Origin of the sequence: Enterobacter cloacae complex sp. 2022EL-00788 (genome assembly GCF_026627565.1) — a bacterium.
GTDB classification, from domain to species: Bacteria; Pseudomonadota; Gammaproteobacteria; order Enterobacterales; family Enterobacteriaceae; genus Enterobacter; species Enterobacter pasteurii.
In genome coordinates this window covers 42,422-64,815 of the sequence record NZ_JAPNMC010000015.1, presented here as the reverse complement: position 1 = coordinate 64,815, position 22,394 = coordinate 42,422, and the positions used below count along the sequence as shown (strand labels likewise).

The following is a 22,394-nucleotide window of genomic DNA, read 5'->3' as shown; positions in this document are numbered from 1 at the left end:
TTTTTTACATGCAAGCGGCAACTGTTGTTATTAACCGCCGCGCTCTGCGACACAACCTGCAACGACTGCGTGAGCTGGCACCCGCCAGCAGGCTCGTTGCAGTCGTGAAAGCGAACGCTTACGGTCACGGTCTTCTTGAGACCGCGCGAACGCTCCCCGATGCCGACGCCTTTGGCGTCGCCCGTCTCGAAGAAGCTCTGCGCCTGCGCGCGGGCGGCATAACGCAACCGATTCTGCTCCTCGAAGGCTTTTTTGACGCCGCCGATCTGCCGACCATTGCCGACCAGCATCTGCACACCGCGGTACACAATGAAGAACAGCTGGCCGCGCTGGAAACGGCCGGGCTGAGCGAGCCGGTTACCGTGTGGATGAAGCTCGACACGGGCATGCACCGTCTGGGCGTGCGCCCGGAAAACGCAGAGGCCTTTTATCAGCGCCTGTGCCGGTGCAAAAATGTGCGCCAGCCGGTGAATATTGTCAGCCACTTTGCCCGTGCCGATGAGCCTGAATGCGGTGCGACCGAGCAGCAGCTTGATATCTTCAACACCTTCTGCGAAGGCAAGCCGGGGATGCGCTCGATTGCGGCGTCCGGCGGTATTCTGCTGTGGCCGCAGTCGCACTTCGACTGGGCGCGCCCGGGCATTATTCTTTATGGCGTTTCGCCTCTGGAGCACAAACCCTGGGGGCCGGACTTTGGCTTCAGGCCGGTTATGTCGCTGGTTTCAAAGCTGATTGCCGTGCGCGAGCACAAAGCGGGGGAGCCGGTGGGCTACGGCGGAACCTGGACCAGCGAGCGCGATACGCGCCTCGGCGTGGTGGCGATGGGCTACGGCGACGGTTACCCGCGCGCTGCCCCAACGGGTACGCCGGTGCTGGTCAACGGCCGGGAAGTGAAGATTGTCGGCCGCGTGGCGATGGATATGATTTGTGTCGATCTGGGGCCAGACGCGCAGGACAAGGCGGGTGATGAAGCGGTAATGTGGGGTGAAGGCCTGCCCGTTGAGCGCATTGCTGAAATCACAAAAGTGAGTGCTTACGAACTTATCACGCGGCTGACGTCGCGGGTGGCGATGAAATACATCGACTAACACATTGTCCGGGAAGGGATATGTCACCATCTGAAATGGCTGCTTGTCTGGCCTATGCGCTCTCCGTCTGGCTGGCGGCCAGAAACAATATCAATACGTGGTGGATCGGCATTCTCGGCAGCGGGCTATACGCCTGGGTCTTCTATTCGGTGCAGCTTTATGCCGATGTCACCCTACAGCTCTTCTTCATCATCACGAGCATAACGGGGTGGATACACTGGCTTAAAGGGCACCGTGGAGATGTATTACCTGTACGGCGAACCAGGCCTGGGCATATTGCTATTTTGCTAGCCTGCGCCACGATTGTGGCGGCGGGGTATGGACTGATATTGCATCTCTACACCAATGCCTGGGCCCCCTGGCTGGACTCCCTTATTTTAACATTCAGCGTCCTTGCTCAGTTTATGTTGATGGGACGGCGCCTGGAAAACTGGTACGTGTGGCTGGCAGTAAACACGCTGGCAGTTCCGCTGTATGCGACGAGAGAGCTGTATCTGACGGCCGGTTTATACCTGGTGTTCTGGTGTAATGCCTGGCACGGACTGTATCAATGGCGTAAGGAACTCCGTACGCAATGAAGCGTTACCCAACCGGCCTGGTCGTGGGCAAATTTGCACCTTTACATTTAGGCCATGAAGCGCTTATCCATGCAGCGCTCGCGCAGTGCGGGACGGTCGTTATCATCAGCTATTCGTCGCCTGAAATACCGGGCTACGAGCCAGAAAAGCGGCTTCACTGGTTACAGACGCGTTTCCCTCAGTGCCGCCACCTTGTGCTGTCTGAGCAGGTGGTGGCGACCCACGATATTGCGCCACCGCCACCGAATGACGCTGGCGACGATCTCCATCGTCATTACGTTGCCACGCTGTGTGAAGACGTTTTGCACTGTCAGCCGCAGGCGGTATTCACCGCAGAAGACTATGGGGACGGTTTTGCGGGTGTGTTAAGCCAGCGTTTCGGATCCCCGGTTACGCACGTGCGGCTTCAGCGCCCGAAGGGTCCTGATGCGCCCTCAGGCACGCTTATTCGCTCCGATGTTCATCGCTACCGTGAGATGCTCCCGGCGGAGGTTTACCGGAGTTTTGTCTTTCGAATTTGCTTGTTAGGCGGCGAATCGACGGGCAAAAGCACGCTTTCCCGGGCGTTGGCAGCAGCGCTTAACGCGCCCTGCGTCGCTGAGTTCGGGCGCGAATACTGGGAGGAAAAGAACGGAGTACTGGAATGCGACGATCTACTGCATATTGCGCGTGAGCAGGTGAGGCGTGAGGAAGCAGCCAGCACGGCGCCTTATCTGATCTGCGATACGTCGCCCTTAACCACGCTGTTTTATACGCTCGACCAGTATGGCTCGGCGCCTCAGGCGCTGCACGACTTAGCCGGGCGGGACTATTCGCTGGTTATACTGTGCGGCGATGAATTTCCATTTGTACAGGATGGTACCCGGCAAGGTGCGGCGTTTCGCCACAGGCAGCAGGCGTGGTATGTCGCTGAACTGGCGCGCCGAAACATCCCGTATTTACACGTCACAGGGTCGACGTCTGAGCGTATCGAACAAATTCGTCGGCATATACAGAAACGGTTTTCATAACCTTCTCGATCTTCTCCTGCTTCCGGTTTATTGTTGAATTCCCTGCCGCAAAAAAAAATCCGGAGAACATCGCGTGTTTCAGAAAGTAGACGCCTACGCCGGCGACCCTATCCTCTCCTTGATGGAGCGTTTCAAAGAAGATCCTCGCAGCGATAAAGTGAACCTCAGCATCGGTCTTTATTACAACGAGGACGGCATTATTCCTCAGCTAAAGGCCGTTGCCGAGGCTGAAGCGCGTCTTAACGCCACGCCGCACGGTGCTTCGCTTTATCTGCCGATGGAAGGGTTAAACGCTTACCGCAATACCATCGCGCCGCTGCTGTTTGGTGCGGACCACGCGGTGCTAGCGCAAAAGCGCGTGGCCACTATCCAGACGCTGGGTGGCTCGGGTGCGCTGAAGGTGGGCGCCGATTTCCTGAAAAAATATTTCCCGGATTCCGGCGTATGGGTCAGCGACCCGACGTGGGAAAACCACGTGGCCATTTTTGAAGGCGCGGGCTTTAAGGTCGCGACCTATCCGTGGTTTGACAGCGAAACCAACGGCGTGCGCGTTGACGCGCTGCTTGAAAAACTCAATACCCTGCCGGAGCGCAGCATCGTGCTGCTGCACCCGTGCTGCCATAACCCGACCGGTGCCGATCTCACGAATACGCAGTGGGATGCGGTAATCGAAGTGCTGAAGGCGCGAAACCTGATCCCGTTCCTCGACATTGCCTACCAGGGCTTTGGCGCGGGCATGGAGGAGGACGCGTACGCCATTCGCGCTATCGCCAGCGCGGGTCTGCCTGCTCTGGTCAGCAACTCCTTCTCGAAAATCTTCTCACTGTACGGCGAGCGCGTTGGCGGCCTTTCCGTGGTGTGTAACGATGCTGAGGCGGCAGGCCGCGTGCTCGGCCAGCTTAAAGCGACGGTCCGCCGCATCTACTCCAGCCCGCCGAATTTTGGCGCGCAGGTGGTGGCGACCGTACTGGGCGATGACCAGCTGAAAGCCAGCTGGCTTGCGGAAGTGGAAGCGATGCGTAAGCGTATTCTGTCGATGCGCCAGGAGCTGGTTAACGTGCTGAAAGAGGCGGTGCCGGGGCATAACTTCGACTATCTGCTCAAGCAGCGCGGGATGTTCAGCTACACCGGGCTAAGCGCTGCGCAGGTCGATCGCCTGCGCGAAGAGTTCGGCGTCTACCTGATCGCCAGCGGCCGCATGTGCGTGGCGGGGCTGAACGCCAGCAACGTTCAGCGCGTGGCGCAGGCCTTTGCTGCCGTCATGTAAGCACTCACTAACTATCCCTCTCCCTCTCCCTGTGGGAGAGGGTCGGGGTGAGGGCATCAGGCTGCTCAGGTCGATGTCCCGCTTTGTGATCTTCTTCTTTTTATTCAGCTTCATAAGTAAAAACTCCTTTCCATCCCCTCCCGTCGGGGTTATGGTCGGATAGTTTTTTGACCATCCACTCAAATTAAAACGATAACAAGCTGAATATTCAGGGGAAAATATGCGCAAGATCACACTGGCGCTCAGCGCCGCCTGCTTATTGTTCTCGCTTAATAGCGCCGTAGTGGCGCGAGCCTCCGCACCGACGCCGCTTTACACCGGAACCACCGCCGCCATTCTTGCCGAACAGGCGCCCATTCACTGGGTCTCTGTGGCACAAATTGAAAACAGCCTGACGGGTCGGCCGCCGATGGCCGTGGGTTTCGACATTGACGACACCGTTCTCTTCTCCAGCCCCGGCTTCTGGCGCGGCAAAAAAACTTATTCGCCGGGCAGCGAAGCCTATCTGAAAAACCCGGAATTCTGGGAAAAGATGAACAACGGCTGGGATGAGTTCAGTATCCCGAAAGAGGTTGCCCGCGCGCTTATCGCCATGCACGTAAAGCGCGGCGACAGCATCTACTTTGTAACCGGGCGCAGCCAGACCAAAACCGAAACCGTATCGAAAACGCTGCAGGATGATTTCCTGATCCCGGCTGCCAGCATGAACCCGGTCATCTTTGCCGGTGACCATGAAGGGCAAAACACCAAAACCCAGTGGCTGGAAAAGAAAAACATCAGGGTGTTCTACGGCGATTCGGATAACGACATCACTGCGGCGCACGACGTGGGAGCCAGAGGCATCCGGGTGTTACGCGCCTCGAACTCGACCTACCGGCCGCTGCCAATGGCCGGAAAATTTGGCGAAGAGGTGATCGTTAACTCCGAATATTGATGCGTTAGCGGCGGGTTGATTCTTTTTTAAGCAAATCTCGCCGCGCGGGTTTTACCTTTCGCTTTCTTGCTGCACACTTAGAAAGATTCATCTTTCAACACGGAGCAGCACATGTGGTATCAACAGATCCTGACCCTAAGCGCAAAACCACGCGGATTTCACCTTGTGACGGACGAAGTCATCGGTCAAATCCGCGACCTGTCGCGCGTTAAAAAGGGTTTACTGCATCTCCTGCTTCAGCACACCTCAGCTTCTCTCACGCTTAATGAAAATTGCGATCCCACCGTCCGGTCCGATATGGAAAGACATTTCCTGAAAAGCGTTCCGGATAACGCTCCGTATGAGCATGATTATGAGGGGGCGGACGATATGCCTTCGCATATCAAATCCTCTTTGCTGGGCGTCTCGCTGATGCTGCCGGTCCACAATGGACGCCTGCTTTTGGGTACCTGGCAGGGGATCTGGCTGGGAGAGCATCGCATTCACGGTGGTTCGCGTAAAATTATCGCAACGCTACAAGGGGAATAATGATGACAATTTCGGAGATACTTCAGTACTGCATGAGCAAGCCTGGCGCGGAACAAAGCGTTCACAGCGACTGGAAAGCCACGCAGATCAAAGTGGGTGACGTGCTGTTCGCGATGGTGAAAGAGGTGGAGGGACGTCCTGCGGCGTCGCTGAAAACCAGCCCGGAACTGGCCGATTTACTGCGCCAGCAGCACGATGACGTCAGGCCAAGCAAGCATCTGAACAAAGCGCACTGGAGTACGGTGTTTCTCGACGGCTCGCTGCCGGGATCGCAGATTTACTATCTGGTAGACGCGTCGTATCAACAGGCGGTTGAGCTGCTGCCGGAAACAATTCGACAGCAGCTCTCCGTGTGACGATTACAGCAGTGGTTTGAGGAAGCGCGCGGTGTGCGAGGCTTCGCACTCTGCAACGGTCTCTGGCGTACCGGAGACGAGGATTTCACCGCCGCCGCTGCCGCCTTCCGGGCCGAGATCGACAATCCAGTCCGCGGTTTTAATCACGTCCAGGTTGTGCTCAATGACCACGATAGTGTTGCCCTGATCGCGCAGCTGGTGCAGCACGTCCAGCAACTGCTGGATATCCGCAAAGTGCAGGCCGGTGGTCGGCTCGTCCAGAATATACAGCGTCTGACCGGTACCGCGTTTGGACAGCTCACGCGCCAGCTTCACGCGCTGCGCTTCCCCGCCGGACAGCGTCGTCGCTGACTGTCCCAGACGAATATAGGTCAGACCCACGTCCATCAGCGTTTGCAGCTTGCGTGCCAGCGCAGGGACAGCGTCAAAGAACTCGCGCGCCTCTTCGATGGTCATATCCAGCACTTCGTGAATGGTCTTGCCTTTGTACTTAATCTCCAGCGTTTCGCGGTTATAGCGCTTGCCTTTGCACTGGTCGCACGGCACGTAGATATCCGGCAGGAAGTGCATTTCAACCTTGATCACGCCGTCGCCCTGGCACGCTTCACAGCGGCCGCCGCGCACGTTAAAGCTGAAGCGTCCTGGCGTATACCCGCGCGAGCGCGCTTCCGGCACGCCGGCAAACAGTTCACGTACGGGCGTAAAGACGCCGGTATAGGTCGCCGGGTTGGAGCGCGGCGTGCGGCCAATCGGGCTCTGGTCGATATCGATAACCTTATCGAAATGCTCCAGCCCCTGAATGTCGCGGTACGGCGCAGGTTCGGCCAGCGTCGCGCCGTTCAGCGCCGTCTGCGCAATCGGGAACAGCGTATCGTTGATCAGCGTCGATTTACCGGAACCGGACACGCCGGTAATACAGGTGAACAGCCCGACGGGCAGCGTCAGGGTCACGTCTTTCAGGTTGTTGCCGCGCGCCCCGGTTAGCTTCAGCACTTTTTCCGGGTTCGCTGCCACGCGCTGTTTCGGCACTTCAATCTTGCGCTTTCCGCTCATGTACTGGCCGGTCAGCGACTCCGGCACCGCCATAATGTCTTTCAGCGTTCCTTCCGCAACCACCTGGCCGCCGTGCACGCCAGCGCCCGGGCCGATGTCAATCACGTGGTCTGCGGCGCGAATTGCGTCTTCGTCGTGCTCAACCACGATCACCGTGTTGCCAAGGTTGCGCAGGTGAACCAGCGTGCCGAGCAGACGTTCGTTATCGCGCTGGTGCAGGCCGATAGACGGCTCATCCAGCACGTACATCACGCCGACCAGGCCCGCGCCAATCTGGCTCGCCAGACGAATACGCTGGGCTTCACCGCCGGACAGGGTCTCCGCGGAGCGGGAAAGCGTCAGGTAGTTCAGGCCGACGTTAACGAGGAACTTCAGACGGTCGCCGATCTCTTTCAGCACTTTTTCGGCGATTTTCGCCCGCTGGCCGGAGAGCTTCAGGTTGTTGAAGAAGTCCATCGCGTGGCCGATGCTCATGTCTGAGATGGTCGGCAGCGCCGTGTTTTCCACAAACACGTGGCGCGCTTCGCGACGCAGGCGCGTGCCCTCGCAGGTGGCGCAGGAGCGGTTGCTGATGAACTTCGCCAGCTCCTCGCGCACCGCGCTGGATTCGGTCTCTTTGTAGCGGCGCTCCATGTTGTGCAGCACCCCTTCAAACGGGTGACGGCGCACGGAGGTATCGCCGCGATCGTTCATGTATTTGAACTCGATGTTCTCTTTACCGGAGCCGAACAGGATCACTTTGTGCACGGTTGCGCTCAGGCTTGCCCACGGGGCTTCGACGTCGAACTTATAGTGCTCCGCCAGCGATTTCAGCATCTGGAAGTAGTAGAAGTTACGCTTATCCCAGCCGCGAATGGCCCCGCCCGCCAGCGACAGCTCCGGGTTCTGGATCACGCGGTCCGGGTCGAAGTACTGCTGCACGCCCAGGCCGTCGCAGGTTGGGCATGCGCCCGCCGGGTTGTTGAACGAGAACAGGCGCGGTTCCAGCTCGCGCATGCTGTAGCCGCAAATCGGGCAGGCGAAGTTAGCGGAGAACAGCAGCTCTTCCGCTTTTGCGTCGTCCATGTCGGAAACCACCGCCGTGCCGCCGGAGAGCTCCAGCGCCGTTTCAAAGGATTCCGCCAGACGGGTTGCCAGATCGTCACGCACCTTAAAGCGGTCAATCACCACTTCGATGGTGTGTTTCTTTTGCAGCTCCAGCTTTGGCGGATCCGACAGGTCACACACTTCGCCATCGATACGGGCGCGGATATAGCCCTGGCTTGCCAGGTTTTCCAGCGTTTTGGTGTGCTCGCCCTTGCGTTCTTTAATGATTGGCGCAAGCAGCATCAGGCGTTTGCCTTCCGGCTGCGACAGCACGTTATCCACCATCTGGCTTACGGTCTGCGCCGCCAGCGGGACGTCGTGGTCCGGACAGCGCGGCTCGCCCACGCGCGCATACAGCAGACGCAGGTAGTCATGGATTTCGGTAATCGTACCGACCGTGGAGCGCGGGTTATGCGACGTGGATTTCTGCTCAATGGAGATAGCAGGCGATAACCCTTCAATATGGTCTACATCCGGTTTTTCCATCAGCGACAGGAACTGACGCGCGTACGCCGAGAGTGATTCAACGTAACGACGCTGTCCTTCGGCATACAAGGTGTCGAAAGCCAGTGAGGATTTGCCAGACCCCGAAAGCCCGGTCACGACGATAAGTTTGTCGCGAGGGATTATGAGGTTGATATTCTTGAGATTATGGGTGCGGGCGCCCCGAACTTCGATCTTATCCATTCACCTTTCCCGGTTGGAACACGGATTGCCTGATTTGTTTGAAGGACAAACGGCTGTCAGAAACGGCTAATTATGACACAAAATGACCTGTTTGAATATACAGTATTGGAATGCATTTTCTGATTGTCTGTGTAACAATGTCGAGTCCGCGAGAGAACTCTGGAACATGCTACGCAACTATCAAAGTGTCGCATGGAAATGGTACACTCGCGCGTTTACACTATTAAGAAACGTATTCAGGAGACACGAACATGGCCAGCAGAGGCGTAAACAAGGTGATTCTCGTCGGTAATCTGGGCCAGGACCCGGAAGTACGCTACATGCCGAGTGGTGGCGCAGTTGCCAACATTACGCTGGCTACTTCCGAATCCTGGCGTGATAAAGCGACCGGTGAAATGAAAGAGCAGACCGAATGGCACCGCGTAGTGCTGTTTGGCAAGCTGGCAGAAGTGGCCGGTGAATATCTGCGTAAAGGCTCTCAGGTTTACATTGAGGGCCAGCTGCGCACCCGCAAATGGACCGATCAATCCGGTCAGGAAAAATACACCACGGAAGTGGTGGTCAACGTTGGCGGCACCATGCAGATGCTGGGTGGCCGTCAGGGCGGCGGCGCACCAGCGGGTGGCGGTCAGCAGCAGGGCGGCTGGGGCCAGCCTCAGCAGCCACAGGGCGGCAACCAGTTCAGCGGCGGCGCGCAGTCTCGTCCGCAGCAGCAGTCTGCTCCGGCACCGTCTAACGAACCGCCAATGGATTTTGACGACGACATCCCGTTCTGATTGTCTTCAGCACTAAAAAAAGCCCTGCTGTTGCAGGGCTTCTTGTTTAATACTCATCACGTTATATTGGGTACCTGACCCATATCATCCGCGAGGAGCTATGCCACAACAACTCTTTGATCCCGCAGACGTTCAGAAGACATTCGCAATGCTCACGGTGGATAACCACAACGCTGCGTTGCTGAACGAAATTTCCCCTTGCGCGTCAGTGGATGAAGAACTGTGCTTTGGCCCATTCCCGCCGGGATATCATTTTGTCAGAGCTGAAAATCGAATTGCTGATATTCCTAATGAGCACTTTGAACTGGCGCTGGTCAATGAAATTACGCAGGAGATTGTTTACTACAATCGCGTGATTTATCAGAAAGATGCATTTTTAAATTACATGCCAGTGACGCAAATTCTGATATGGCGCTCGCCTAAACCGTCGCACCGTGGCGTGTTGCGCGATTTGCCAGGAAAAGTGTTTTCTCACTATTTACTGGAAAAATACAACGTCATTGTTACAGACCGCCATCAGACACGAGATGGCATGAGCTTCTGGCAGTCGCGTCTATATGATGCCATCGCCAGTGGGCATCATTTGTATGCGTACGACATGATCACCTGTGAAATGAGGCCGATTGTGAAAGACAGTGATATAGGCGATCAGGTGAACTGGCTTTGGGGCGATGAAGAGCACCACCAGAACCGACTGGCGATTATCAGTAAATTTCCGCTGCCGATTAGCGCGTAGGTATGTTAGTACGCGATGGTCAACGCGGCTACGGGCGGTAAAAAACTACACCACCACGCACATCGGCCTGCCCGATACCGGCTCCGGATGGATTTCCGCCTCCACGTTAAACACGGCTTTCAGCAACGCGGGGGTCATCACCTCCTCTGGCGTACCCTGCGCCATCACGCGTCCGCTTGCCAGCACCACCAGATAATCGCAGTAGCGGCTTGCCTGATTTAAATCGTGCAGCACTGCAACCACCGTTTTTCCCTGCGTCCTGAGGTCACCCATCAGACGCATCAGCTCAACCTGATGATTAATGTCCAGATACGTCGTTGGCTCATCAAGCAGCACGACGGGGGTATCCTGCGCCAGCACCATTGCCAGGAACGCGCGCTGGCGCTGGCCGCCAGACAGTTCGGTTAACCGCCGGTCAGCCAGAGCGTGGGTTTGGGTCTGGCTCATGGCCACGTTAACGCGGGCGTTGTCTTCAACGGATAAACGCCCCCATAGCGGTAGCCACGGGCTGCGGCCATAAGAGACCAGTTCCCGAACGGTGATACCCTCGGGCGTTAAATGGTGTTGCGGCAGCAAGGCCAGACGACGAGCCAGCTGGCGGGCCGTCATGCCTGCGACAGGCTGTTCATCAAGCAGTATCGTCCCGGACTCTGGGGTTAACAGCCGGGAAAAGCAGTTCAGGAGCGTCGATTTTCCACAGCCGTTAGGGCCGAGCAGCGCGGTGACCTTTCCCGCAGGCAGCGTAAGAGATAGCCCGTCGAGCACCGTTTGCGTGCCGTAGCGGAGGGACAGATTTTCAGTTCGTAACGTCATTTATCGCATTCTCACAAGCAGCCAGACGAACCACGGCGCGCCGATAATCGCGGTCATAACGCCTGCCGGAAGCTCCAGCGGCGGATGAATCACCCGCGCCAGCAGGTCGGCGATAACCAGTAACAGCGCGCCCGTCAGGGCAGAAACGGGCAGCAGCCTGCGGTGTCTTCCGCCGGTAATTTTTCGCACCATATGCGGCACCACGAGGCCGATAAAGCTGACGGGACCGCAGACGGCCACGCCGGTTGCGGTCATGGCAACCGCCAGCAGGAGGCCCCGAAACCGGGTGCGGGATACCGATACGCCGAGCGTGGCTGCCCGGGCATCGCCCAGGGCCAGCAGGTCAAGATCGCGGCAAAAACGCAGGCTCAGGGGCAGAAATACCATCAGCAGCGGCACGGCAATTTTCACAAAGGTCCAGTCGCGTCCCCACAGGCTGCCGGTCAGCCACGTCAGGGCACTGTTCACATCCTGCGGGTGCAGGAGCATGAGGTAATCCGTCAGGCTTGCCCAGCAGGCTGAAAGGGCGACCCCCGTCAGCGCCAGCTTCATCGCCTGTCGGGTATTTGCCAGCATTTTCAGCAGGAAAAGACCCGCCATGCCTCCGGCAAACGCCAGCAGCGGCAGGACCATCACCGGCAGCGACGGGATAAGCAGCAAAGCGCCCACCGAGGCAAGGCTGGCGGCATGGTTGATGCCGAGAATATCCGGCGAGGCCAGGGGATTACGTACGATCCCCTGCACCAGCACGCCCGCCACCGCGAGGGCCGCCCCGACAAACAGCGCCAGCAGCAGGCGCGGCAGGCGGTAATCCATCAATACGTAATAGTGCTCGCGTCCGGGCTGCCAGTCGGTCAGCAGCGAACGCCACGGAACGAGGATTACGCCCAGATGGAGCGACAGCAGGGAACACCCTGCCAGGGCAAGCACGATGGCCAGCACCTTTTTCATCCCCGCCTCCTGACCAGCCAGACAAAGCAGGGGGCACCGGCCAGCGCCAGCACCGCGCCGGCGGGAAGATCGCCGGGGAAAGCCAGCGCGCGGGCGAGTACATCAGCCAGCAGCATAAACATCGCGCCCAGCAGCATGCTCATCGGCAAAACGCTGCGCTGATCGAATCCTGTCCAGTAGCGTGCCAGATGCGGCATCAGCAGCCCGATAAAGGCCACCGGCCCCGCCACGCTGACGCAGGCTCCCACCAGAAGTAGCACCAGTACGTTGATGATGAGGCGCAGCCTCGGCAGATCCACCCCCAGCGTATGGGCGGTGCTGTCGCTGACGTTAAGCAGATTCAGCTGCTTCGCCAGCAGCACGACCGGCGCGGCAATGGCCACCACCGGCAGGAGCTGCCAGAACTCCTGCCAGCGGGCGTGTGAAACGCCCCCTGCGAGCCAGTAGAAAATGCCGTAAGCGTGATCTTCCGCCAGCAGCAGCGTAATGCGGGTCAGGGCCATGCAAAAGGCCGACAGGGCGATACCCGCGAGGATCAGCCTGTTTCTGTCCTGCGTATGGCGAAATCCGCCGCCTGCGGTCATCACCAGCAGCCAGCTCGCGCCGCCGCCGCATGCGGCGATGAAGGAGAGGGAAAAACCGGCCACCGGCGTCGGGCTCAGCGCGCTGGTGAGCGCCATGGCCAGCGCTGCCCCGCTGTTAATGCCGAGCAGGGAAGGAGAGGCCATGGGGTTATGCGTCAGGGTTTGCAGGAGCGAGCCTGCAAGGGCCAGGCTTGCACCGGTCAGGATCGCGACCAGGCTGCGCGGTAGCCTGAGGTTTTGCACCAGCGCCTCGGGGAGCGTCGGCGCGTGGCCAGGCAGCAGGGCGCGAAAAGCGTCAGCCCCGGAAACGGGAATGGCCGAGTAGCAAAACAGGCTCAGCCAGAAAAGAAGCAAGAGCGCGACAGCGGGGAGGCCCCACCGTAGCGCCGGATGTCTGATAGGCATTATTTCACATCGGATAAAGGCTGGTGATGAACGATTTTTACCGTATCGCTGGCGATGCGTTCGGCGGCGAAAATACCGCGCATCCGCGCCCAGGCGTTGCTGTCGACCGAAACAACCTGCTGTTTTTGCGCCGCGGTTAACATCTGCCAGAGCGGATCCTGCTGCCAGCGCTTAACGATGCTCTCTTCGCGATAATGCGCAACCAGCAGCCAGGCCGGATTGAGCGCCAGCAGCTGCTCCAGCCCAACAGACGGCATGGATGCCCCGGCCATCGCCGTCGGCACCTTTAGCCCCAGGGCGGTCAGGACGCTGCCGGTATAGGTTTCCCGGGTGTGCAGGTTGAACTGCTGTTCCCGGGAGGTACCGAAGATCGCCAGCGTTCCCTTTGGCAGCTGTCTGGCCCACTGCGCCATCAGCTGTTTATGACGCGCCAGCCTGGCCTTCATCTGCGCTGATCTCCCCACAACGTCGCCGATGAGGGCGGCAGACTGCAGGTTTTCCGCATACGTTTCGTTCCGTGACTTGAGCAATATTACCGGAGCAATATTCTGCAACGCGCCATAGATGCCTGAATGACGGCTGCTGTCGGCTATAATCAGGTCCGGCTTCAGGGCGCCGATCGCCTCCAGGCTCGGCTGCGCACGCGTGCCGACGGACTGCCAGGGTTTCAGGCGCGCGCGCACCTCGGGGAGGATGCGGTTGATATCGTTATCGTCGGCAATACCGACCGGGCTGACGTCTACGGCGGCCAGCGCGTCCGCGAACGACAGCTCCAGTACCACGATCCGTTGCGGCGTTTTATCCAGCGTAAACGTGCCGCGTTCGTCCTGAACCGTGACGGCAAAGGCGTGGCCGGCGATCAGCAGCAGAGCGGCGAAGAGGGTGCGTAATGGTGTGAACATGTGAGTAGCCTGTGTCCTGTAGCGCTTCGCTGACCCGACCTGCCAAACCCGCGTGCAGGTCGGGCTGGCGGGAGTTAAAACTTCAACGACCCCTGCATATACAGCGTGCGCGGCTGGCCAGCGTAGATGCCTTTGTTGTTGTCGTCGTAAGAGCGGGTGAAGTACGCCTGGTCGAAGATGTTTTTCACCCCGAACGCCAGGTTGAGATCGGCCATCCGTGGGCCAAAGTCGTACGCCACGCGCGCGCCCCAGAGCATAAAGCCAGGAATGCGTCCGGTGCTGCCGTCGGCGCTCTCTTTAACGGTGTTGGCGTTATCCGCAAACTGGCTGGACTGGAAATCGCCGTTCAGGTTGAACGTCCAGCTGCCCGGCCTGTAGTCCACGCCCAGAGTACCTTTGTGTTTCGGGGAGAACGGCACCTGATTGCCATAGGTGTCGCCTTTCTCGCGGATCTCCGCATTAACGTAGGCGTAGCTTGCGTAAACAGAGACGTTATCCAGCGTCGGGGTCAGGGTACCGAGATCGTAACGAGCCTGGGTTTCCAGCCCGGTGTGGCGCGTTTTGCCGCGCGCGGTAACGGTGTCGTTAGTCTGGTTAGAGTCGTACTGATTGTTAAAGTTAATCAGGAACAGCCCCATTTCCGCCGTCAGCGCCCCATCGTCGTATCGGGTGCCGAGCTCCCAGGTTCGCGCTTTTTCCGGTTCCACATTGCCGCTTTGCACAGCCTTGCCAATCTGGCTGTACTGTACGGTGCCGAACGAGCCTTCGGTGTTTGCATAAAGATTCCAGCTGTCAGTCAGGTGATAGAGCACGTTTAGTGCCGGAAGCGGGGCGTTGTAGCTCACTTCCTGGTGCGTGCCTTTGATGCCGTTGTTCTGGTATGACTCGATATGTTCAAAACGCATGCCCGGCGTGATGGTCCAGTTGCCGACGTCAATTTTGTCATCCAGATACCAGGCGTGCGCCTCGGTACCGGAGCGGGTGTCACGGTCGTAAGGGCTTGAACCGGACGGCAGCTGGCCGCTACGGGTGGCGGTGTAGTAGCGCATTTCGTGGGTGGATTCATTCACGTAGCGATAACCTACGCCCACTTCGTGCGCGGTCGGGCCGATCGTAAAGCTCTGGCTGTAACGTGGCTCGATGCCGCGTACCCAGTAGTTTCGCGGGGAGAGCGTGATACGTTTCCCCTGCTCCAGATAGCCGCTGCGCAGGGTTTGGGTATAAAAGCCCTGAACGGTAAACTTATGCTGACCGTCAGGCTGGTACTGATAGCCCAGGCTTGCCAGCTTGCGACGGCCCCAGAAACGATCGTACGGACGGGTGGATTGCCAGCGGTCGGCGTTGTAATCCGCGCGGGACAGGCCGCCGGGCATATCTGCTTCGCCGTCGTAGTATTGCAGCAGGCTGGTAAAGCTGTGCACGTCGTTCGGCGCATATTTGCTTTTCAGCATCAGGTCGTCGATACGGGTTGCGCTGTGCTCGCGCCAGTCGCTGCCGCGGGTGCCGGAGTAGAGCAGGGCAGTGCCGAATCCGCTATCCGCCGTGCCGCCCACCATCAGGTTGTGGGTCTCTTTCGGGTTGTTTTGTGAAGAGGTGGGGCTGAGCTGGCCTTCCACCCCCGCTTCGATGCCGAAATCCTGTGGGATCGCGCGGGTAACAAAGTTCACCACGCCGCCCACGCTTTGCGGCCCGTAGCGAACCGCTCCGCCGCCGCGCACCACGTCAATCGCATCCATGTTGCCGAGCGAGACGGGTGCAAGCGAGAGCTGCGGCTGGCCGTAAGGGGCAAACGGCACAGGAATACCGTCCATCAGCACGGTCGAGCGGCTGGCCAGACGCGGGTTGAGGCCGCGAATACCAAAGTTCATCGCCAGATCGTGGCTGCCGGTTCCGTTATTGTCCGGGGCGTTAACGCCGGGAATGCGGTTGAGCACTTCGCGCGTGGTGGTTGCGCCGGTTTTGGCGAAATCCTCACGGCGGATCGCATCGCGCGCGCCGGCATGTTCGAATACGTCGTTTTCACGCGCTTCGCCCAGCCAGTCTCCTGATACGATCAGGGCATCTTCCTGTGGGGCGGGAGCAGGCTCCAGCGTCCAGCTGTTGTTACCCAGCGCTTTAACCTGCAGGCCACTGCCGTTCAGCAGCTGCTGCAGGCCGCTTTCGACGCTGTAGTCGCCGTGCAGACCGTTACTTTGCCTGCCGCGCGTCAGGCTGGCGTCAACCGACAGGGTAATTCCGCTGCGTGCGGCATACTGGTTAAGCGCTTTATCGAGCGTGCCCGGTGCGATATCAACCTGTACGGCGAAGGCGGATAGCGAAAGCCCGGCCAGCGGCAGCAGGCTCAGGCGAATGGCGTTAACCAAAGGTGTTGCTGAGTGAAAAACGCGTAAAGGCGTCATACCTTCTCCATCATCATTTTTGTTGTATTCAGCTATGAGTCGAACGAGAAGGGTAAAAAGGACAATCGAAATGAGAATTATTTTTCTTACACTGGGGAGAGGGTGATCCAGTAGCGCGTAACTGACTGAATTTTCACCGGCAGCGTCTGTGCTATAACGTTCAGAACCGCATCGGTATCTTTCAGCGGGAAGGTGCCGCTCAGCCGTAATTGCGCCACCGCCGGATCGCAGCGCAGTACGCCGCTGCGGTAGCGGCTCAGCGTGGCAATAACCTCACCCAGCGGTTTATCGCTAAAGCTCAGCACCCCCTGCGTCCAGCTGGCGCTTTCCTCCTCCGCCGGCGTCGTCTCGCCGAACTCAGCGTTGCTGAACCGCAGGCTTTCGCCAGCATTTACGATGCGTTTTTCCTGAGGATGGCGTGCCAGTGAAACCTCAACGGCATGCTGCTGGACCGTGAGCAGCGTGCTGTTGTCCTCATGCAGCACGGAGAACCGCGTGCCTAACGCGGTGAGCTGGCCCTGGCGGGTCAGAACGCGGAAAGGCCGCTGGCGCTCATCTTTAGCGGTAGCGACGGCAATTTCGCCGTACCAGAGCCGGACGGTACGCTGATGCTCGTCAAAACGAACATCCGCTGCGCTCTGCGTGTTGAGCGCGAGCAGTGAACCATCCTCCAGCCGCTGATGGCTGACCGCGCCTCTGGCGGTACGGTAGTCGGCACGCAGGCCTTCCCCGGCTTCAGAGTGCCAGAGCTGCCAGCCGCCGCCGACGCCGAGCAACAGCAGCAGACCTTTCATGACGTGGCGACGGGTAAGATGGGTGTCCTGCAGCGCCCGGCAGGCAACCTTACCCGGCACGCGGCCGAGCTGGCTGTGCAGGTTTTCGACCTGCTGCCAGGCCCACTGATTATCCTGGTCCTCTTCATACCACTGCTGCCAGCGCGCTTCCTGCTGCGGGCTGACGCGTTCGCCGCTTAATACCGCATACCAGTGCGATGCCGAGCGCAGTGCCCGGCGGCGGGAGTCGGATACGGAAGGATTCACAGGCCGTGCTCCAGGCGAAACAGCAGGCAGTGCTCAACGGCCTTTGCCACGTATTTTTTCACCGAGCTGACGGAGACGGACTGCCTTTGGGCAATCTCGCTGTAGGAAAGACCCTCGAGCTGTGACAGCAAAAAAGCCTCGCGCGTTTTGCCGCTGAGCCCGTCAAGCATGGCGTCGATAAGCTGTAGGGTTTCCAGCTGGCTTTCGCGCGCTTCCGGTGACGGTGCCAGCGCCTCTGGCATAAGCGCCAGCATCTCCAGGTAGGCTTTTTCCAGCGCGTTTCGGCGAAAGAGATCGACCATCACCCGTTTAGCAACCGTGCACAGGAAGGCGCGCGGATCGCGGATTGTGGTCAGGGCGTCACTGCCCATCACCCGCAGGAAGGTGTCCTGCGCGATATCATCGGCATCAAAGGTGGACTGCAGTTTGCGGGTAAGCCAGTTTTTCAGCCAGCCGTGATGCGCGCCGTAAAGCGATTCAAGGGTCAGGGAAGCTGTGTTGGCGGCGCGGTCAGACATGCGGAATGCATCAAAAGTTAATCATCACGCCGCTATATTAATATGAGAATGGTTATCATTACAATTGGAAATAAAAAAGCCTCCCGCAGGAGGCTTTCAACAGCTTGTTATCAATAGATAATCAGGTAATGACCATCGGCCAGTCTGGTGGCGTATGGCTCATGGCTTCCACCATTACCACTTTAATGTTTTCCCAGACGGCGGCCATATCCATCAGCGTAATGCCGAGCAGACCTGTCGCGAACCAGCACGCGGCGCCTAGTCCCAGCAGGGTGCTAATGACGGCAAGACCCGCGTAATCCGATTTTCGAAACTGAATGTTTAACGTGCTGGCCAGGAACATCAAAACCGCGCTTAACAACGGCCAGCGCAGGAGTACCATGCTGGTGGTAATGGTTGCCATAAAACCCATCCTCGACAGAGCAGACGAACTGGAATGAAACAATGTTTCTCGTTACATAAGATGTGTGAACTATATCACACTTGCTGTTTTATTCGCCAGTCTCTGCGCGTCGAAAAAAGGGGATTTATAGCTCAGGAAAATATATCTCCGTCGCGTAAATCAGCATCTCTGCGGTGCAGAGAACAGATAATGTAAGAAAAACGGGCGCTTATTAACGACGGCATGCAGGCGCTGGCGTCGCTCAACGCCCGGCGTTCGCTGAAAAAGCTGCACCAGCCGGCGGCATGGGGCGAATCTCTCCTGGGGCGGCGCCGGTGCTCTCCTTCAGCGCAGGCGTGGTTGAAGCGTGAGCGGCAGCGGGAAACTCAGCAATACTGACCCGTGCCGATAATGCCTTATATGACGCCAGGCGTACGGAAAAACGGAAAACGGTCCTGGCATCTGATTATTTATAAATCAGCACGGGAACAAATAGCACCCTATTTCATGTTGGCGGACTTTTCACTCCTGCCGCGGGTAATTATTTTCCTTACCTTAAACGAAACGAATACTTTTAGTTTGGCTTACGGGAAAATATTATCGTCATCATGAAATTTCAGATTTTTAATACCAAAAGTCAGTTGCTAACTTCGCATGATTCATGCAACGTAATCACCTGTTTTTCAAAGCAGCCGGCCTTGATTGCCGCAGGCGTACAACATGCAGGGATATAGAGCGGGAAATGAATCGTAGCGCGCGGCGCAAGGTGCTCAGAGCGGTAGGGATTATCATGGTAGTCATGCTGCCGGTGATGCTTGCGCTATGGTTTGCCCAGCTGAGAGCCGTGTCGGAAACCAGTTCCCAGCTTCGCACGTTTGCTGAACTTGCTTTAGACAAAACTGAACTGGTTATTCAACAGATTGGTCTGGCGCAGGACGAGGCGGAAAAATATCAGGGTAAAGTTTGTACGCCGGAGCATCGCCAATATATGTTGAACGTTGTCCGCGGCCGCCTGTTTGTTGCTGATTTAATTTATGCTGAAGGTCAGAGTTTTCTTTGTTCGACCATTTCTACACCGGCACATCCTTATACGATCTCCACTGCTAATTACAATCGTAAGCCCGACGTTGCCATCTATTATTTTCGCGATACGCCATTTTTTAACGGCTATAAAATGATATATGTGCAGCGCGGACATAATGTGGTGGTGGTTAATCCGCTTTCATATAGCGAAGTGATGTCAGACGATCGTGCCCTGGCGTGGGGCGTGTATGACACCGTCAGCAATGCTTTTTTTTCCGTTAGCCAGAAAGCCAATATTTCCTTATTAAGCTCGATGATTGGACATAAGGACGCGGCGTTTCAAAAGGATGACCGGTTTTATACGATCGTGAAATCGGATACGCGGCCCATTGCCGCCATCGTTTCAACCTCCAGCGCCCGCTTTTATCAAACGCTTTATCATCAGGCTACCCTGACTCTCCCGCTGGGGATGATTTGCAGCATTATTATTCTGCTGGTGTGGTCCCGCACGCACCGTGAATTTAATTCCCCTGGCCGCCTTCTGCACCGGGCGCTGAATAAGCGGCAGCTTTGCGTACATTATCAGCCCATTATTGATATTAAAAATAACCAGTGCGTGGGTGCAGAGGCGCTGCTGCGCTGGCCCGGCTTTAACGGACAGGTCATGAGCCCGGCGGAGTTTATTCCCCTGGCCGAAAAAGAGGGGATGATTGAGCGCATAACGGATTACGTCGTGGAGGAGGTGTTCAGCGATTTGGGGCATTTTCTTGCCGCTCATCCTCATCTCTATATCTCGATTAACCTGTCGGCCTCGGACTTCCACTCCTCGCGTCTTATCGCGCTGATCTCAGACAAAGCCCGCTACTACGCGGTTCGCGCGCAGCAGATCAAAATTGAGGTGACGGAGCGTGGCTTTATTGATGTGCCCAAAACCACGCCGGTGATTCAGGCGTTCCGCCAGGCGGGCTATGAAGTGGCAATTGATGATTTCGGAACCGGCTACTCTAACCTGCATAACCTCTATTCGCTGAACGTCGATATTCTGAAAATCGACAAATCCTTTATCGATACCTTAACCACCAACAGCACCAGCCACCTGATTGCCGAGCACATCATAGAGATGGCGCAAAGCCTGCGGCTGAAGACCATTGCGGAAGGGGTCGAGACGGGGGATCAGGTGAGCTGGCTGCTGAAACGCGGCGTGCAGTACTGTCAGGGATGGCACTTCGCGAAAGCGATGCCGCCCCAGGCGTTTATGGCCTGGCAGCAGCAGCCATCGCGTTAACACGCATTAATTAAGCTGATGGCGGTAGTCGCTCGGCGTACGGTCAAACTCGCGGCGGAACACGCGGGAAAACGTTTGTTGCGACACATAACCCAAATCCATCGCGATATCAAAAATGGGCCGCTGCGTAGAGCGTAACGCCTGTGCCGCCAGCAGCAGCCTGCGCTGGCGGATATAGTCCCCGAGCGTCTGGTGCATCACGGTGCGGAACATTCTCTGAAGATACCATTTCGAATAGCCCGACTTCTTAGCGACCACATCAATGCTTAACGGCTGGTCGATGTGTTCATCAATCCATTCAATAAGCGTCTGAATAATTTGCTGATGCGACATAAGGTTACCCCTCTGTGGAGACATCTGTCCTGGTTGATTCGTCGTTTTCTCTGCGGGGGAGTATAATTCCTCAAGTTAACTTGAGGTAAAGAGGTTTTATGGAAAAGAGATTGCCGCGCATCAAAGCGCTGTTAACCCCCGGTGAAGTGGCTAAGCGAAGCGGCGTGGCGGTGTCGGCGCTTCACTTCTATGAAAGCAAAGGGTTAATAAAAAGTATCCGTAACGCCGGAAACCAGCGGCGCTACACCCGTGACGTGCTCCGCTACGTGGCCATCATTAAAATTGCGCAACGTATCGGCATCCCCCTGGCCACGATTGGGGACGCGTTCGGCGTGTTGCCGGAAGGGCACTCCCTGAGCGCAAAAGAGTGGAAGGAGCTGTCGTCCCAGTGGCGAGAGGAACTTGACCGGCGTATTCATACCCTGGTAGCGCTGCGCGATGAGCTGGACGGTTGCATTGGCTGCGGGTGCTTATCCCGTAGCGATTGCCCGCTGCGTAACCCGGGCGACAGGCTGGGCGAGCAGGGGACGGGGGCGCGCCTGCTGGAGGAAGATTGAGCCTGCGCCGCCTGTTGTCGTGTAAAAGCATCAAAAACTAAAGCGCCACAAGGGCGCTTTAGTTTATTTCCGGTCTTTGTCTTTCGCTCTATCCCGCTGGTTCACGGGAGGGTTTCCCCCGACATCAGCACCCCTCGTGTCGAGCTTGTGGAGGAGGTTCCGGTTTGTGCTGACACTTTAATTTTAAGCGTGGTGGTCGTTTTTTCCAGCGGGGACGGTCGGATTTTAGCCGAATTTTTTTCGTGAAGTTGTTCAGTTTTCTATAGTTAATAAGTATGACTCACAGGAGAACATCATGCTAACGGTCCACCACCTTAACCAGTCTCGTTCACATCGCGTCCTCTGGGCGCTGGAGGAGCTGGGGCTGACGTATGAGATTGTGCGCTACCAGCGCGAAAAATCCATGCTGGCGCCTGACTCGCTCAAAAAAGTGCATCCGCTGGGTAAATCCCCGGTGCTGGAAGATAACGGACTGGTTCTGGCCGAATCGGGGGCGATCCTGGAATATCTTCAGGAAACGTACGATCCGGAATCACGATTCAAGCCGTTAGATCCCGCCAATAAAGTGCAGTATCGATTCTGGCTCCACTACGCCGAAGGTTCGCTGATGCCGCTGCTGTTAATGAAGCTGGTCTTTAGCAGCCTGGGTAAACCTCCCGTACCGTTTGGCCTGCGCACGCTGGGTAAGGCGCTGGGGCAGGGGGTGCAAAAGGCATATCTCAACCGCCAGCTGGAAACGCACGCGCGTTTTATCAACGATTATCTGGCTAAGCGCCCCTGGTTTGCGGGCGACGCGCTGACCATGGCCGATATACAGATGAGTTTTCCGCTTTTTGCCCTGCTGGCGCGAGGCGGCATCGACAATCTGGACCATATTCAGGCGTGGAAGCAGAGAGTGGAAGCGCGTCCCGGCTGGCAGACCACGCTGGAGAAAGGCGGCCCGCTGACCATTCCCGGCGAGGGATGACCTGTAACGAAATTGCGCATGGACGATAACGTTTGCGCATCCTCTGTTTACTTCTTCATCGTCATAAGGGAATTTTAGCGAAAAACGAGAAAGTTCAGTTGAAAAGGGCGGGTATTAGGCTGGATAATCGTTTGCC

22 protein-coding genes are annotated in these 22,394 nt (G+C 57.5%); 12 read left to right on the top strand and 10 right to left on the bottom strand.

Features of this window, described 5'->3' with window-relative positions; genetic code table 11:
• The first annotated feature begins 8 nt into the window (after positions 1-8).
• The 7 genes from alr to OWK27_RS19945 all read left to right on the top strand — a co-directional run bounded on the left by alr (position 9) and on the right by OWK27_RS19945 (position 5,761).
• On the top strand, positions 9-1,088 hold the full coding sequence (gene alr, locus OWK27_RS19975) for an alanine racemase (RefSeq protein WP_176608954.1): 1,080 nt from the start codon (positions 9-11) through the stop codon (positions 1,086-1,088).
• Positions 1,089-1,108: 20 nt separating this feature from the next.
• Entirely contained in the window at positions 1,109-1,666 is a 558-nt protein-coding gene (pnuC, locus tag OWK27_RS19970; protein ID WP_267591058.1) for a nicotinamide riboside transporter PnuC, read from the top strand.
• Positions 1,663-2,676, top strand: a complete 1,014-nt coding sequence (locus OWK27_RS19965) for an AAA family ATPase (protein ID WP_267591057.1) — start codon at positions 1,663-1,665, stop codon at positions 2,674-2,676. The genes pnuC and OWK27_RS19965 overlap by 4 nt, the downstream gene beginning before the upstream one ends.
• Before the next feature lie 73 nt (positions 2,677-2,749).
• Positions 2,750-3,943, top strand: a complete 1,194-nt coding sequence (gene tyrB, locus OWK27_RS19960) for an aromatic amino acid transaminase (protein ID WP_267591056.1) — start codon at positions 2,750-2,752, stop codon at positions 3,941-3,943.
• 220 nt (positions 3,944-4,163) lie between these two features.
• Positions 4,164-4,877 carry an acid phosphatase AphA gene (gene aphA, locus OWK27_RS19955; protein WP_148422216.1) on the top strand — a complete coding sequence of 238 codons (714 nt, stop codon included), beginning with the start codon at positions 4,164-4,166 and terminating at the stop codon, positions 4,875-4,877.
• Between the two features lie 111 nt (positions 4,878-4,988).
• The gene (locus tag OWK27_RS19950) at positions 4,989-5,405 is read left to right on the top strand and encodes a secondary thiamine-phosphate synthase enzyme YjbQ (RefSeq protein ID WP_267591055.1); all 417 of its coding nucleotides are present in this window, start codon (positions 4,989-4,991) and stop codon (positions 5,403-5,405) included.
• Between the two features lie 2 nt (positions 5,406-5,407).
• On the top strand, positions 5,408-5,761 hold the full coding sequence (locus OWK27_RS19945; protein WP_148422293.1) for an MmcQ/YjbR family DNA-binding protein: 354 nt from the start codon (positions 5,408-5,410) through the stop codon (positions 5,759-5,761).
• A 3-nt stretch (positions 5,762-5,764) separates the two neighbouring features.
• Here OWK27_RS19945 and uvrA read toward each other — a convergent pair whose 3' ends face one another.
• Entirely contained in the window at positions 5,765-8,587 is a 2,823-nt protein-coding gene (gene uvrA / locus OWK27_RS19940; protein WP_176608951.1) for an excinuclease ABC subunit UvrA, read from the bottom strand.
• 251 nt (positions 8,588-8,838) lie between these two features.
• Between uvrA and ssb1 the strand changes: the two genes are divergently transcribed.
• Both ssb1 and OWK27_RS19930 read left to right on the top strand, forming a co-directional pair.
• Positions 8,839-9,363, top strand: coding sequence for a single-stranded DNA-binding protein SSB1 (ssb1, locus tag OWK27_RS19935; protein WP_003860284.1), 525 nt, complete (start codon positions 8,839-8,841; stop codon positions 9,361-9,363).
• A 100-nt stretch (positions 9,364-9,463) separates the two neighbouring features.
• The gene (locus tag OWK27_RS19930; RefSeq protein WP_267591054.1) at positions 9,464-10,099 is read left to right on the top strand and encodes a hypothetical protein; all 636 of its coding nucleotides are present in this window, start codon (positions 9,464-9,466) and stop codon (positions 10,097-10,099) included.
• A gap of 45 nt (positions 10,100-10,144) precedes the next feature.
• On the opposite strand, the gene fecE is transcribed toward OWK27_RS19930, so the two are convergent.
• From fecE to OWK27_RS19890, 8 genes are all read right to left on the bottom strand, one after another.
• Positions 10,145-10,912, bottom strand: a complete 768-nt coding sequence (fecE, locus tag OWK27_RS19925) for a Fe(3+) dicitrate ABC transporter ATP-binding protein FecE (protein ID WP_267591053.1) — start codon at positions 10,910-10,912, stop codon at positions 10,145-10,147.
• The gene (fecD, locus tag OWK27_RS19920; RefSeq protein ID WP_193356424.1) at positions 10,913-11,863 is read right to left on the bottom strand and encodes a Fe(3+) dicitrate ABC transporter permease subunit FecD; all 951 of its coding nucleotides are present in this window, start codon (positions 11,861-11,863) and stop codon (positions 10,913-10,915) included.
• Complete coding sequence (gene fecC / locus OWK27_RS19915; protein WP_267591070.1) at positions 11,860-12,855, bottom strand: iron-dicitrate ABC transporter permease FecC; 996 nt, start codon at positions 12,853-12,855, stop codon at positions 11,860-11,862. The genes fecD and fecC overlap by 4 nt, the downstream gene beginning before the upstream one ends.
• A complete protein-coding gene (locus tag OWK27_RS19910; protein WP_267591052.1) occupies positions 12,852-13,754 on the bottom strand; it encodes a Fe(3+) dicitrate ABC transporter substrate-binding protein FecB in 903 nt (300 codons plus the stop codon). The genes fecC and OWK27_RS19910 overlap by 4 nt, the downstream gene beginning before the upstream one ends.
• A gap of 74 nt (positions 13,755-13,828) precedes the next feature.
• Complete coding sequence (gene fecA / locus OWK27_RS19905) at positions 13,829-16,153, bottom strand: TonB-dependent Fe(3+) dicitrate receptor FecA (RefSeq protein WP_193356426.1); 2,325 nt, start codon at positions 16,151-16,153, stop codon at positions 13,829-13,831.
• 86 nt (positions 16,154-16,239) lie between these two features.
• Positions 16,240-17,193 carry a ferric citrate uptake sigma factor regulator FecR gene (gene fecR, locus OWK27_RS19900; protein WP_267591051.1) on the bottom strand — a complete coding sequence of 318 codons (954 nt, stop codon included), beginning with the start codon at positions 17,191-17,193 and terminating at the stop codon, positions 16,240-16,242.
• Positions 17,190-17,711: a ferric citrate uptake sigma factor FecI gene (gene fecI / locus OWK27_RS19895; protein WP_020686643.1), complete on the bottom strand. Its 522-nt coding sequence runs from the start codon at positions 17,709-17,711 to the stop codon at positions 17,190-17,192. Before fecI ends, fecR begins: the two co-directional genes overlap by 4 nt.
• 121 nt (positions 17,712-17,832) lie before the next feature.
• Positions 17,833-18,114, bottom strand: a complete 282-nt coding sequence (locus OWK27_RS19890; RefSeq protein ID WP_148422198.1) for a YjcB family protein — start codon at positions 18,112-18,114, stop codon at positions 17,833-17,835.
• A gap of 721 nt (positions 18,115-18,835) precedes the next feature.
• Here OWK27_RS19890 and OWK27_RS19885 point away from each other — a divergent pair.
• Positions 18,836-20,401: an EAL domain-containing protein gene (locus OWK27_RS19885; protein WP_176608946.1), complete on the top strand. Its 1,566-nt coding sequence runs from the start codon at positions 18,836-18,838 to the stop codon at positions 20,399-20,401.
• 6 nt (positions 20,402-20,407) lie between these two features.
• Here OWK27_RS19885 and soxS read toward each other — a convergent pair whose 3' ends face one another.
• A complete protein-coding gene (gene soxS / locus OWK27_RS19880; RefSeq protein WP_148422194.1) occupies positions 20,408-20,734 on the bottom strand; it encodes a superoxide response transcriptional regulator SoxS in 327 nt (108 codons plus the stop codon).
• 98 nt (positions 20,735-20,832) lie between these two features.
• Here soxS and soxR point away from each other — a divergent pair, with 98 nt between their 5' ends.
• Positions 20,833-21,291 carry a redox-sensitive transcriptional activator SoxR gene (soxR, locus tag OWK27_RS19875; protein WP_176608944.1) on the top strand — a complete coding sequence of 153 codons (459 nt, stop codon included), beginning with the start codon at positions 20,833-20,835 and terminating at the stop codon, positions 21,289-21,291.
• A 295-nt stretch (positions 21,292-21,586) separates the two neighbouring features.
• Entirely contained in the window at positions 21,587-22,258 is a 672-nt protein-coding gene (locus tag OWK27_RS19870; protein ID WP_148422190.1) for a glutathione S-transferase family protein, read from the top strand.
• Positions 22,259-22,394 lie beyond the last annotated feature (136 nt).

Bases quoted from the DNA above. Each gene is read 5' to 3' on its own strand.
- alr (WP_176608954.1), top strand. From the start codon at position 9: ATGCAAGCGGCAACTGTTGTTATTAACCGCCGCGCTCTGCGACACAAC.
- pnuC (WP_267591058.1), top strand. From the start codon at position 1,109: ATGTCACCATCTGAAATGGCTGCTTGTCTGGCCTATGCGCTCTCCGTC.
- OWK27_RS19965 (WP_267591057.1), top strand. From the start codon at position 1,663: ATGAAGCGTTACCCAACCGGCCTGGTCGTGGGCAAATTTGCACCTTTA.
- aphA (WP_148422216.1), top strand. From the start codon at position 4,164: ATGCGCAAGATCACACTGGCGCTCAGCGCCGCCTGCTTATTGTTCTCG.
- OWK27_RS19950 (WP_267591055.1), top strand. From the start codon at position 4,989: ATGTGGTATCAACAGATCCTGACCCTAAGCGCAAAACCACGCGGATTT.
- OWK27_RS19945 (WP_148422293.1), top strand. From the start codon at position 5,408: ATGACAATTTCGGAGATACTTCAGTACTGCATGAGCAAGCCTGGCGCG.
- uvrA (WP_176608951.1), bottom strand. From the start codon at position 8,587: ATGGATAAGATCGAAGTTCGGGGCGCCCGCACCCATAATCTCAAGAAT.
- ssb1 (WP_003860284.1), top strand. From the start codon at position 8,839: ATGGCCAGCAGAGGCGTAAACAAGGTGATTCTCGTCGGTAATCTGGGC.
- OWK27_RS19930 (WP_267591054.1), top strand. From the start codon at position 9,464: ATGCCACAACAACTCTTTGATCCCGCAGACGTTCAGAAGACATTCGCA.
- fecE (WP_267591053.1), bottom strand. From the start codon at position 10,912: ATGACGTTACGAACTGAAAATCTGTCCCTCCGCTACGGCACGCAAACG.
- fecD (WP_193356424.1), bottom strand. From the start codon at position 11,863: ATGAAAAAGGTGCTGGCCATCGTGCTTGCCCTGGCAGGGTGTTCCCTG.
- OWK27_RS19910 (WP_267591052.1), bottom strand. From the start codon at position 13,754: ATGTTCACACCATTACGCACCCTCTTCGCCGCTCTGCTGCTGATCGCC.
- fecA (WP_193356426.1), bottom strand. From the start codon at position 16,153: ATGACGCCTTTACGCGTTTTTCACTCAGCAACACCTTTGGTTAACGCC.
- fecI (WP_020686643.1), bottom strand. From the start codon at position 17,711: ATGTCTGACCGCGCCGCCAACACAGCTTCCCTGACCCTTGAATCGCTT.
- OWK27_RS19890 (WP_148422198.1), bottom strand. From the start codon at position 18,114: ATGGCAACCATTACCACCAGCATGGTACTCCTGCGCTGGCCGTTGTTA.
- OWK27_RS19885 (WP_176608946.1), top strand. From the start codon at position 18,836: ATGAATCGTAGCGCGCGGCGCAAGGTGCTCAGAGCGGTAGGGATTATC.
- soxS (WP_148422194.1), bottom strand. From the start codon at position 20,734: ATGTCGCATCAGCAAATTATTCAGACGCTTATTGAATGGATTGATGAA.
- soxR (WP_176608944.1), top strand. From the start codon at position 20,833: ATGGAAAAGAGATTGCCGCGCATCAAAGCGCTGTTAACCCCCGGTGAA.
- OWK27_RS19870 (WP_148422190.1), top strand. From the start codon at position 21,587: ATGCTAACGGTCCACCACCTTAACCAGTCTCGTTCACATCGCGTCCTC.